General features: G+C 34.3%; 10 protein-coding genes. All 10 read left to right on the top strand.

Features of this window, described 5'->3' with window-relative positions; all coding sequences use genetic code 11:
* The 10 genes from ACZ2XM_RS15090 (at window position 1) to ACZ2XM_RS15135 (ending at window position 10,604) form a co-directional block, all read left to right on the top strand.
* Window positions 1-1,044, top strand: coding sequence for an acyltransferase family protein (locus ACZ2XM_RS15090; protein ID WP_490589810.1), 1,044 nt, complete (start codon window positions 1-3; stop codon window positions 1,042-1,044).
* Between the two features lie 70 nt (window positions 1,045-1,114).
* Window positions 1,115-2,260: a glycosyltransferase family 4 protein gene (locus ACZ2XM_RS15095; RefSeq protein ID WP_490589811.1), complete on the top strand. Its 1,146-nt coding sequence runs from the start codon at window positions 1,115-1,117 to the stop codon at window positions 2,258-2,260.
* Between the two features lie 8 nt (window positions 2,261-2,268).
* Window positions 2,269-3,627, top strand: coding sequence for a glycosyltransferase family protein (locus tag ACZ2XM_RS15100; protein WP_490589812.1), 1,359 nt, complete (start codon window positions 2,269-2,271; stop codon window positions 3,625-3,627).
* Between the two features lie 2 nt (window positions 3,628-3,629).
* Complete coding sequence (locus ACZ2XM_RS15105; RefSeq protein WP_490589813.1) at window positions 3,630-4,760, top strand: glycosyltransferase family 4 protein; 1,131 nt, start codon at window positions 3,630-3,632, stop codon at window positions 4,758-4,760.
* Window positions 4,760-5,704, top strand: coding sequence for a glycosyltransferase family 2 protein (locus ACZ2XM_RS15110; RefSeq protein ID WP_490589814.1), 945 nt, complete (start codon window positions 4,760-4,762; stop codon window positions 5,702-5,704). Before ACZ2XM_RS15105 ends, ACZ2XM_RS15110 begins: the two co-directional genes overlap by 1 nt.
* Window positions 5,705-5,716: 12 nt before the next feature.
* On the top strand, window positions 5,717-6,829 hold the full coding sequence (locus ACZ2XM_RS15115) for an EpsG family protein (protein WP_490589815.1): 1,113 nt from the start codon (window positions 5,717-5,719) through the stop codon (window positions 6,827-6,829).
* Window positions 6,826-7,680, top strand: a complete 855-nt coding sequence (locus tag ACZ2XM_RS15120) for a glycosyltransferase family 2 protein (protein WP_490589816.1) — start codon at window positions 6,826-6,828, stop codon at window positions 7,678-7,680. The genes ACZ2XM_RS15115 and ACZ2XM_RS15120 overlap by 4 nt, the downstream gene beginning before the upstream one ends.
* Window positions 7,677-8,756 (top strand): glycosyltransferase, encoded by a 1,080-nt coding sequence (locus ACZ2XM_RS15125; protein ID WP_490589817.1) that lies wholly within the window; start codon window positions 7,677-7,679, stop codon window positions 8,754-8,756. The genes ACZ2XM_RS15120 and ACZ2XM_RS15125 overlap by 4 nt, the downstream gene beginning before the upstream one ends.
* A gap of 26 nt (window positions 8,757-8,782) precedes the next feature.
* Entirely contained in the window at window positions 8,783-10,189 is a 1,407-nt protein-coding gene (locus ACZ2XM_RS15130; protein ID WP_490589818.1) for a mannose-1-phosphate guanylyltransferase/mannose-6-phosphate isomerase, read from the top strand.
* A gap of 106 nt (window positions 10,190-10,295) precedes the next feature.
* Window positions 10,296-10,604, top strand: coding sequence for a glycosyltransferase family 2 protein (locus ACZ2XM_RS15135; RefSeq protein WP_490589819.1), 309 nt, complete (start codon window positions 10,296-10,298; stop codon window positions 10,602-10,604).
* The last annotated feature ends 37 nt before the right edge of the window (window positions 10,605-10,641 follow it).

A 10,641-nucleotide genomic window follows, 5' to 3' on the forward strand; every position in this document is an offset into this window, starting at 1 on the left:
TTGTTAATTAATAATAAAAATAGATTAAATTATCTAGATTCTTTACGTGGTATTGCAGTCTTAATAGTTGTACTTTATCACTATTATTATAGATTCTCACAGGAAGGGTATTATAAATTTCAGACAATAGTAGGAATTACTGATAATTATTTATTTCAGTTTGGTTTCTATGGTGTGCATTTGTTTTTTGTTATCTCTGGATTTGTCATATCTTTAACTTTATTTAAATCAGCTAGTTTAACTGAATTTGCAATACGTCGTTTTGCTAGACTATGGCCAGCAATGTTACTTTGTTCTATCTTAACTTTCATATATCTTAAGTTTTTTGGAGTAATATTTCAATCCTCTCCTTTAAATTTTCTTCCATCTTTGACTTTTACTGATCCTTACTTATTTAATCGTATTTTTATTAATAATGATTTTAACTGGATGGATGGTGCATATTGGTCACTATTTGTAGAAATAAGATTTTATATATTGGTTGCATTAATATTTTTCTTTACTAAAAGGTTTTCAAAAATATTTTTAATATTAAGCTATACAGTATATTTATTAAATTTTTTTATTGTTGATGAAAGACTTTTATTTATATTAGACTTTATTTTTTTTACCGATTATTTATATCTTTTTATACTGGGTATAGGGTTTTATTTTCTATATACAGGAAATAAAAATTTATCTTCAATTTATATATTGTCTTCTATTATATTTTTTATTCTGAAAAATATAAGAATTGGATTTAATTATGATTATTATATGTTTTTATTTATAATTTCTCTATTCTTAATGCTTAACTATTCTGAGACTGCAAGAGTTATTTTATCAAAGGCTAAGCTAAGCAGTATAGGAGTAGCATCATATAGTTTTTACCTTATTCACCAGAATGTGGGTGTCGATTTTAATTATAGGTTTGCAAGTTATTATCAACTCAATGAATATGCAGCGGCAATAGTACCATTATTAACGTTGGTTTTCATTTGCTTTTTATCACAAGTTATATATAAATACTATGAATATCCAATAAATAAATTCATTACAAAATGATAAGTATTATTTAATTATTATTAAGCATGAAATACAATTTTTATTTTAATAAATGTACTGAGAGGATTAAGTGAGAAAAGAAATCACGATAGTTTTTATCTGTAATGAGTATCCACCAGGAAATACTGGTGGAATAGGAGTGTTCACTAAGAAAATCGCAGAAGGGCTAGCTCATAATAATTTTAATGTCTATGTAGTTGGACTCTACGCTAACATTGAAAAGAAGCTAGAGGAAAATATTAATAGTGTTAAAGTCATACGCCTACCTAGTAATCTGGGGTTAAATGGATTAATAACTAATAGAATTGTACTTTATAAAGCTATCAAAAGTATTTCAAATATAGTGCCTATTGATATAATAGAATGTCCGGATTTTGAAGGCTGTATGGCATATATACCTAAAGTAGCCAAAAATAATGTCACTCGTCTTCATGGCAGTCATACTTATTTTAGTTCTGAAAGAAAAGTTAAACCATCTTCAGCTATCTATTATTTAGAAAAAAAACAATTAAAAAGTGCCTGTGAAATAGTTTCAGTTAGTCTTTACACAGCCAGAAGAACTCAGGAATTATTTAATTTAAATAAACAACCTAATGTAATATATAATTCAATTGATGTAGAGAAATTCAGTTCTGAAGTTAAAGTAAATTATAAAACTCAGAAGAAAGCTATTTACTTTGGTACTTTAGCAGAGAAAAAAGGCATTTATCCATTAGCGAAAGCTTGGCAACAGTTTAGTAAAGATAATCCAGACTGGGTGTTGACCGTAGTCGGAAAGGATGCTATGGAGAAAGGTAAGTCAAACAAAAAAGAAATGGTTAGACTATTAGGTAAGGCCAAAAATACAGTCAAGTTTATAGAACACTTAGACAATGAAAAGCTTGTACGCTCGCTTAAAACATATGATTTTGCTGTCTTACCTTCATTTTCTGAAGCATTTGCATTGGCACCATTGGAAGCTATGGCTGCAGGCCTGCCTGTCATTATTTCAAATATGTCTAGTGGTCCCGAGTTGGTTAAACATGGGATAGATGGATGGCTATGTGATCCTTTACAGCCTCATACTCTAGTAGAGAGAATGAACGAAGCAGCTTGCTCTGAGCCATTAAGAAAAACTATTAGTAAAGCTGCCTTGAATAAAATTAATACTAAATTTAATTTCAATGCTTTTATTGAAAAAAATATAAATTTTTATGAAGATTTGCTTTCTAAATAGGATTTTCTATGAATGAAAAAAAACTAATTCCAATACTAATTATCACACCTTTTTTCGCGCCGCAATCTCATGCGGCTATGTTTAGAGTGCATAAGTTAGTAAAATATCTTCCTAATTACGGTTATAAGCCAATAGTCCTAACTACAGACATAAATTATTTATATAATAATAATGAAGAACTACTAAATGAATTGCCAGACTGCGTAGAAATTATTCGTACTCGCCATATCGAACCTAGTTTGCGTGGTATACGTATGGCACTTGGTGGTAGAGACCGTACTTTTTCTACAATAAAAAGTTATCAGAAACCCTCATTTATAAATGAAGGTCTACAAGAACAACCATCTCCAAGTCAATTTAAAAAAATAGCATCTATAGTATATTCTTCCATTTCCAAATATCTTAACAGTATCCCAGATGCCCATTGGACATGGGCTTTAGCGTCACATAGTGTTGCAGAGGACTTGGTTAAAAAATATGATATTAAGCTTATGTATACTACTGCTAACCCCTATAGTCACTTAGGGCTGGCAATCAAACTTAAAGATAAATTAGGGCTACAATGGTTGGCAGACTTTAGAGATCCTTGCGGTTATGGGTATAAAAATAGTGCGGAAAATTATCCAGGAAAAGTACTAGAACAACGATTATTACGCAACACTTTTTCGAAAGCTGATAAAATAACCGGCTTATCAGAAAGCTATAGCTATATATTTTCTGATTTATATAATTTTAATTGTAAAAAATATACTTTTATTCCTACAGGTCTTGATGATTCTTACTTACCTAAAATTGGAGTTGAAAATAACAAATATATTAACAGTATTATTTTTTCTGGTGAAGTTATGCCAGAACAGGGGGGTTATATATTTGAGGTTATCAAGAAGTTAAATATATATGACAATATTACATTAATATTTATTGGCCGTTCAGAAATTAACAAGCCTATTATTGACTCTGTGCTTAATAATATTATTGATTGGAACGTTAAAGTTGAGTACATTGACTATTTACCACAGCAAGAGCTTTATAGCATTTTACAGTCAGCTAAAGCCTGTATTCTAGCACCAGGCGCTCACCATTACTGGTGGACTAGCTTTGCAAAACTAGTTGATTACATTGCCCTAGGTATTCCTGTTATAGCTGATGTCCCTAAACTAAGTGAAGCAAGAAAAGAATTAACTCGAGCAGGTCTTGGTTTTTTCTTAGAGCGTAATAGCGCAGAACAGGACGCTTTACTGTTACAGCAATGGTTTGAAAAAATTAATCGAACCAATCCGGGTACTGAATATCGAAAACGATATTTAGCGAGCTCACAAGTAGCAGATTTTGCACAACTGTTTGATGAACTAAAGGAGAAAACTTAGAAATGAAAGAATCTCTAATCATTCTGAGCTATGACTATCCACCTAATGATGGCGGCATTAGCCGATTGACAGCTGATTTTGCTACAGAACTAGCTGCTAATAGTGTTGATATAGAAGTTTGTACCCTTAAAGCCACTACCGCGAGACAAAAGCTAGCTCGGCCAGAATTACCGACTATTGAACTGCCTCGTACGAAAGGGCGTCGTGAGCTTGGGCTATTGCGCTATGTGTTATCCCGACCAAAGCATAGCAGATTTATTACTACTGTATGGAATCCTGAAGGGACTCTGACCTGGCTATTGGGACGAAAAAACTTATATATATTAGCGCATGGTAATGAAGTAATGCCTTACCCTAAAGGCCGCAAGTACCTATTAAAATCATTGATGCGTAAAAATGTATTAAAATCAGCCCGCTGCGTTATATGCAATAGTCGTTATACCGAACAGCTGGTACTCAATATTGACTCTGATATAAAAACTACCGTTATTAATCCAGGAGTCGACTGCGAACGCTTTGATGCTGCTTTTACCTCCAAACAGGCCCGCCAACAATTAGGGTTATCTTCTGATAAATGTATAGTGCTTAGCGTATCCCGTATTGATGATTATAAAGGACACGATGTGGTGTTAAAAGCTTTGTCTATGCTTCCTAAAGAACAGTTGCAAAAAATACAATATGTAGTTGCAGGCAAAGGTGGACATTTGGAGAATATCAAGCGCAGCGCTGCTGAACTAGGACTTAGCGATAATATCAGTTGGCTTGGGTTTGTAGCGGATGAACAGCTACCCATATTATATAAAGCTGCAGATTTATTTGTATTATGTACTAGAGAAGACAAACAGCAACGCGGAGTTGAGGGTTTTGGTATGGTTTTTCTAGAGGCTCAGGCTGCTGGCCTGGCGGTAGTAGGCACTCACGCTGGTGGTATACCTGATGCTATTCAGGAAGGCGAGGGCGGTTGGTTAATTAAGCAGGATGATAGCGAAGAATTAGTTAAATATCTTGAGAAGCTGATTGATGACCCAAAAAGCATTCACGCACAAGGTGAACTTGGGCGTCAGCGTGCTCGAGATAAATGCACATGGCAGAATTACACCCATAAATTCCTAGCTACTTTGGAAGAGTACTAATGACACAGCTTAAAAAGCCCAATGGCGTTTCCGTTATCATACCTACTATAAATCGTTCTGAAGTGCTACTTGATACCATTAAAGATATTCTTGAACAGGATTTTGCTAGTTTTGAAGTGATTGTCGTTGACCAGTCTGATGATATCAACTATAAAGCTATAAAACTACTTGCTAATTCAATAGTGCCTTGCCGCTATTTTAAAGGGCATTTTAAGGGACTACCACAAGCGCGTAATTTTGGTTTAAAACAAACTAGCAAAGATATTGTTTTATATATCGATGATGATATACGCTGTAATCAGAATTTGGTAAAAAACCATTATCAAGCTCACTTAAATAGCGGCGCAGAATTAATAGCTGGAGGAATTACAGAAAAGAAAGGAGAGTCACTTACAGCAGCATCTCCTGGGTCGTTTAATAAATGGACCGCAACGGCAGTACGTAATTATTCGTCAAAACAAGCAGGTTGGTGTTGTCATGCACCGGGTGGTAATTTTTCAATTAAAAAGCAAGCGTTTATTGATATTGGTGGTATGGATGAACTACTCAATATTGGCGCTGCACTCTATGAAGAATCAGAGCTGGCTTTGCGGTTAGCAAAAGCTGGTTATAAAGCTTGGTTTGAACCCAAAGCTCATCTCACTCATCTTGCAGCACCGATGGGTGGTTGTAGAGTATTGAAAGATTGGCCTAAATATATGTATGGGCTTGGTCACAATAGGGCCATTTTAATCTTCCGACATTTATCCCCGATTTACTGGCCTACAGCATTATCTCGTACTTTGTTGTTAGGAGTATCCTACAGTAGAGTTGATAAAAGTATAAAGCCTTTTTTTTCAATGCTTCAAGGATTAAATTCTGGTAGAAAATCAGCTCAGCAACCACCACTTAATACCTTACTAAGTGGTGAAGAAATATCCCTTAATACTTCGCTAAGTGTTTAAGGCTGCTATATTGTGATTTGGTTCCATTTTGTCTTTTATAGCATTATTTGCTTAATATTTTTGGTGTTTTTTAAAAAGCGAGAGAACTCAGTCGCTAGAGCTGGCATAATTGCTTATGCACTTTTAACAGTATTGTGGTTATGGATAGTACTTTCTTTCCGTGAGCCTACAGGTGATCCTTGGCGATACATGCTGGGATTAAACTACATAGCTCAACTTAGTTTTGTTGAGTTGCTTAGTTATGATAAAAACCCTTTTGGATTCGCACTATTAAACTGGCTCACAGCTATTGTAAGTACTGAATCTGCATTTTTCTTTTCTATAGTTTATATTTTTTGTGTAGGACCTCTATATTTAGCCTTTCGTGAGCGTGTTAGTAAGATAGATTCTACAGTATTAATAATGCTTTATTTGCTTTATCCATTTTACCTTAGTTATTTAGCCAACGGGTTTAAGCAAGGTATAGCTTTTGGTTTTATGCTTTGGGGATTCAATTGTATATTAGATAGAAAAGATCCAAAGTGGATAATAGGGCTGTTATTACTGTTTATTGCAACGTTGTTCCACTCTTCCTTTTGGCTAGTTAATATTATATTTGCTGCTTGGTATTTTATTTTTAGAAAAAAGCCATTGTTGTGGTCAGTTATTATTTTAGTTCTAAGTATTTTATTGGCTTTTATAGGTTTGGTTGAGCCTATTGTCAATGCTTTAGTTCCCTCGTTTCTTCTTGATAGCTTAAGCTTTAATGAATATTTTGATGGTACTTTTGAATCAGAAGCGAGTGTTTCTAATTTAAAGTTAGTAACTGGTTTTAGAGCTGATTTCACTATTTTTACAACTGTACCTCTCATCTACTTGTTATATATTAGGCGAAAGTATGTGTCGATGAGATTACCCGATAATATTGTAAAAATATACTGTCTTCTAGCTAGTGTTTATTTCATTTTATCTTTCATTCCTTTTTCTGATCGTATTGCTGCATTTTCTTGGTTCTTAATACCTTTTTTGCTATTTACTCAGTTAGGAAATATAGACTCTCAGAAACATAAGAATAACTTGGTATTGGTAATGATGGCTTGTTATCCCATTCTTATTCTTAGCTATTCAAAGGTGTATTTTCAATGATAACTATAATTACTCCTACATATAATCGCTCTCATACATTGCCTAAGCTTTATCAAAGCTTGTTTAACCAATCAGTTTATGAATTTGAATGGCTAATAATTGATGATGGTAGTACTGATAGTACTGAAGAATTAATTAAGTCTTATCAAGAATCATCCCCTTTTGAGATACGCTATTTAAAAAAACAGAATGGTGGAAAACATACAGCACTTAATGTAGGTTTTGATAAAGCTAATAGAGACTGGGTTTTTATAGTTGATAGTGATGATTGGCTAAAAACTAATACTATAGAAACAATTATTTATGAAGCTAAATTACTAGCAGATAATTTTAATTCGATTTCTATGCTGAAAATATATACTGATGGCAGTATTGTTGGAGATAATTTTCCTGATTATATTGATACGTATATTGACCGTATAGTTAAAAATGTATCTGGGGATAAGGCTGATGTTTTCAGGAAGAGTGCTTTAAAAGGATTCTCTTTTCCTGAGTACCCAACTGAAAAATTTATGGCTGAATCTCCTCTTTTTTTATGGCTAGGCTTAAAGGGGAGAACTCGCTTTATTAATTTTGGTGGTTATGTTTGTGAATATTTAGAAGGAGGGTTGAGTGATAATAGCATTAAAAATAGGCATCGCTGTTTTAACTCTACACTTTTTGTCTATGAAACCCAGTATAAATCTTTTGAAAAATTCGGGCTAAAAGCTAGAGCAGCTGTAAACTGGTGGCGTTTTAGATGTTTTAAAAGTATTCCTAATCGTGGTATGCATGTACCTCTTATCTATAGTCCATTTGGTGTTTTTTTATATATAGTTGATAAAATAAAAGGTAAGACAAGAATTTTATGAAAATATTATTTGTTATTACAGGGCTTGGTGTTGGTGGAGCTGAAAAACTAGTAACAAGTCTTGCTGATAGATTAGTAGAAAAAGGACATACAGTTAAAATAGCTTATTTAACTGGGCCTGCATTAACACTACCGTCTAATGACAGTATTGAAATCATTCCGATTAAAATTAGAGGTGTACAAAGTATTCTTCTAGCAAATACTAGGCTCAAAAGATTAATAAAAATATTTAGACCAGATGTGGTTCATAGCCATATGTTTCACGCTAATCTACTATCCAGGTTATCACGATTAACAATAGATATTCCTAAGTTAGTGTGTACTGCGCACAATACTAACGAGGGAGGCAAAGCCAGAATGTTAGCTTATAGGCTAACTGATAAACTAGCTGATATTTCTACTAATGTGAGTAATCAAGCTGTTGAAGCATTTGTAAGTAAAGGCGCAGTAAAATCAGGACGAATGATAAGTGTTGTTAATGGTATTGACACTGATAAGTATTATTATGATGCAATTGCTAGGGGAAAAACCCGTACGCAATTAGTAGACAGTAATAAGAAAATATTATTGGCTGTAGGACGCTTAGACACACAAAAAGATTATCCTAATTTACTTAATGCAATTTCTATTTTAAAAATTAAAAGAAATGACTTTAAGGTTTTTATTGCTGGTAATGGTCCCCTTAGAGGGGAGTTAGAAAAACGTATAAAAATATTAGGCATTACTGAGTATGTAGAGCTCTTAGGAATATGTAATGACATTAAAGAGCTTATGTCTGCCTCTGACATATATGTGCTTTCATCAGCCTGGGAAGGATTACCTCTGGTCATGTTAGAGTCAATGGCCTGTGAAAGAATTATTGTTTCAACAGATTGTGGAGGTGTAGGAGAGGCTATTCTTGATAAAAACTTTTTAGTTCCGGTCAAAAATCCTGCACTGTTAGCAGAGACATTACAAAAAGCACTTGAAATAAATCAAGAAGAAGCAGTTATTCTTGGTAAAAATAACCGTGCTCATATTATTAGTAATTACTCGATTGATATCGCTGTTGAGAAGTGGCTGTACCTTTATTCATAGTTTAATTGGAATCGATAGGTTTTTTTATGATTACTCCAGTAATCTTAGCAGGTGGGACGGGCAGTCGCTTATGGCCTCTTTCACGCGCTATGTATCCTAAGCAGTTCTTGCATCTAGTGCATGAGCAGACTATGTTGCAAGCAACTTTTTCTCGCCTTGTAGGTCTGTCATGTAGTCCAAGTATCGTAATTTGTAATGAGGATCACCGATTTATTGCAGCAGAACAGCTACGCAATCAGGCGATTAAACCCACTATTTTACTAGAGCCAACAGTACGTAATACGGCTCCTGCTGTTGCTCTAGCAGCACTATATACAATGCAGATCTCAGAAGATCCAGTATTGTTAGTACTAGCAGCAGATCATGTCATTGAGGATAAAGAAGCATTTTCTGCTGCCGTTTCTCAAGCATTACCGTTGGCTGAAAGTGGTAAGTTGGTCACGTTTGGTATTGTGCCTACTGCACCTGAAACTGGTTATGGCTATGTAAAGCGTGGTGATGTATTGGAGGATGAAGCAAGCTTTACTGTTGCACGCTTTGTGGAAAAGCCAAACTTTGAAACTGCTACAGATTATGTAAGTAGTGGCGAATATTATTGGAATAGTGGGATGTTTATGTTTCGTGCTAGCCGTTATTTGGCCGAGCTTGCAGAACACCGTCCTGATATATTAGAGGCTTGCGAAGATGCAATGGCTAATACTACTAAAGACTTAGATTTTTTTCGTGTTGATCAGACTGCGTTTAAACGATGTCCCGGAGACTCTATTGATTATGCAGTAATGGAAAAAACGAAAGATGCCGTATTAGTACCTTTAAATGCAGGTTGGAGTGATGTTGGTTCATGGTCTGCATTATGGGATATTGGTACTAAGAATAATGAAGGAAATGTAGTGCATGGTGATACATTACTGCATGATTGTAAGAACAACTTTGTGCACTCCAGCAGCCGTTTAGTAACCATGGCTGGTATAGAAGATAGTATTGTTGTTGAGACTAAAGATGCAGTACTAGTAGTTGCTAAAAATAAAGTACAAGATGTTAAAAATATTGTTAACATTTTAAAAGAACAAGGGCGCAGCGAAGTTAATCTACATCGTGAAGTGTATCGTCCTTGGGGGAAGTATGACTCTATTGATGATGGTTATCGCTACCAGGTTAAGCGAATTACGGTTAATCCAGGTGAAAAGCTATCTATCCAAATGCATCACCATAGAGCAGAACATTGGATTGTGGTTTCTGGTACAGCTAAAGTCACTAATGGTGATAAGGAGTTGATTCTTACTGAGAACCAATCAACTTATATTCCAGTTGGCGTAGTTCATGCACTTGAAAATCCTGGAAAAATTCCTCTAGAAATAATTGAGGTGCAGTCTGGTAGCTATCTAGGGGAAGATGATATTGTTCGCTTATCAGATCAATACGGTAGAGAATAAAGTATGTGCCTATGTTTTTTAGATTCTATATTTTACTTAATTATTATTTAAAAGGCTCATACGATTTTTTAGGTTTGTTCAAATATTATTCATTTAAGGTTTTAGAATGATTAGGAATTATGCATCTGTTAGTGTGGTTATACCTTGCTATCGTTGTTCTGAAACAATTGAGCGTGCTATCGACTCTGTGTACAATCAGGAGTTATTACCTTTTGAAGTTATTTTAGTCGATGATTTTAGTAATGATAAAACGCTGATTTTTTTATACGAATTGAGTGGGAAATACCCTTTAGATTGGATAAGAATAATTGAATCGCCTACAAATTTAGGGCCCGGATCTGCAAGAAATGTAGGCTGGGATATGTCAACACAAGACTATAGTCTAATCCAAATAAAACAGATACAATACTTTTAACAATTGCATTTAATGAAATAAACGATGACCTATTCAA

The sequence above is a fragment of the Psychrobacter sp. CoH-33_TS_01 genome (genome assembly GCF_058189395.1).

What these genes read in the sequence shown, in the direction of transcription:
- ACZ2XM_RS15100 (WP_490589812.1), top strand. Translation starts at nt 2,269, where the DNA reads ATGAATGAAAAAAAACTAATTCCAATACTAATTATCACACCTTTTTTC.
- ACZ2XM_RS15105 (WP_490589813.1), top strand. Translation starts at nt 3,630, where the DNA reads ATGAAAGAATCTCTAATCATTCTGAGCTATGACTATCCACCTAATGAT.
- ACZ2XM_RS15110 (WP_490589814.1), top strand. Translation starts at nt 4,760, where the DNA reads ATGACACAGCTTAAAAAGCCCAATGGCGTTTCCGTTATCATACCTACT.
- ACZ2XM_RS15120 (WP_490589816.1), top strand. Translation starts at nt 6,826, where the DNA reads ATGATAACTATAATTACTCCTACATATAATCGCTCTCATACATTGCCT.
- ACZ2XM_RS15125 (WP_490589817.1), top strand. Translation starts at nt 7,677, where the DNA reads ATGAAAATATTATTTGTTATTACAGGGCTTGGTGTTGGTGGAGCTGAA.
- ACZ2XM_RS15130 (WP_490589818.1), top strand. Translation starts at nt 8,783, where the DNA reads ATGATTACTCCAGTAATCTTAGCAGGTGGGACGGGCAGTCGCTTATGG.
- ACZ2XM_RS15135 (WP_490589819.1), top strand. Translation starts at nt 10,296, where the DNA reads ATGATTAGGAATTATGCATCTGTTAGTGTGGTTATACCTTGCTATCGT.